Raw genomic sequence first — 771 nt, forward strand, 5'->3', positions numbered from 1 at the left:
AGGCGGGGGCCGCGTATCTCCCCCTCCACCTCGCGCATCCCGCTCCCCGGATGCACGAGACCACCGAGGGCAGTATGTCCCCGGTCCTCCTCGTCGACCCCGCCCACCAGGACCACCCCTACACCCTCAGCCAGCCGTCAACCCGCAACGTCATCACTGTTACGGACACCGGCCTCGCGGACGCAGACGCCGGTGACGAGATTGTGCTGCCGAATGTGGTGCCGGAGCAGCTTGCTTACGTCATGTTCACGTCGGGGTCGACGGGGCGTCCGAAGGGCATCGCGATCCCGCACCGGGGTGTGAGGGATCTGGCCCTGGATCCGGCCTGGAACGTCACACCGGGCGACCGGGTCCTGTTCCAGGCCCCCCACGCCTTCGACGGATCCGTCTACGAACTCTGGACCCCCCTCCTCACGGGCGCGGCCATCGTCATCACACCCCCGGACCAGATCATCGACGCACCCACTCTGCGTGCCCTCACCCGGCGGCACGGGGTGACGCACGTGTCCTTGACGGCCGGTCTGTTCCGGGTGATCGCCGAGACCGACCCCACCGCCTTCACCCACCTGACCGAGGTCACGACCGGTGGGGACGTGATCCCCCCGGACGCCGTCCGCACCGTCCTCGACACCAACCCGGGCCTCATCGTCCGTACCACCTACGGCCCCACCGAGACCACCCTCTGCGCCACCCACACCCCCTGGCACACCGACGACACCCCCCTGGGAACGACGACACCGCTGGGCCGGCCCATGACCGGAACCCGCCTCA

1 protein-coding gene is annotated in these 771 nt (G+C 69.5%); it reads left to right on the forward strand.

Annotation, left to right across the window (positions count from 1 at the left end; translation table 11 throughout):
- Positions 1-50: 50 nt before the first annotated feature.
- Positions 51-771 (forward strand): AMP-binding protein (locus ABD371_RS35745; protein ID WP_344486960.1); only part of this gene is annotated, 721 nt, incomplete at its 3' end.

It is taken from the genome of Streptomyces amakusaensis, from assembly GCF_039532665.1.
Lineage (GTDB): Bacteria > Actinomycetota > Actinomycetes > Streptomycetales > Streptomycetaceae > Streptomyces > Streptomyces amakusaensis.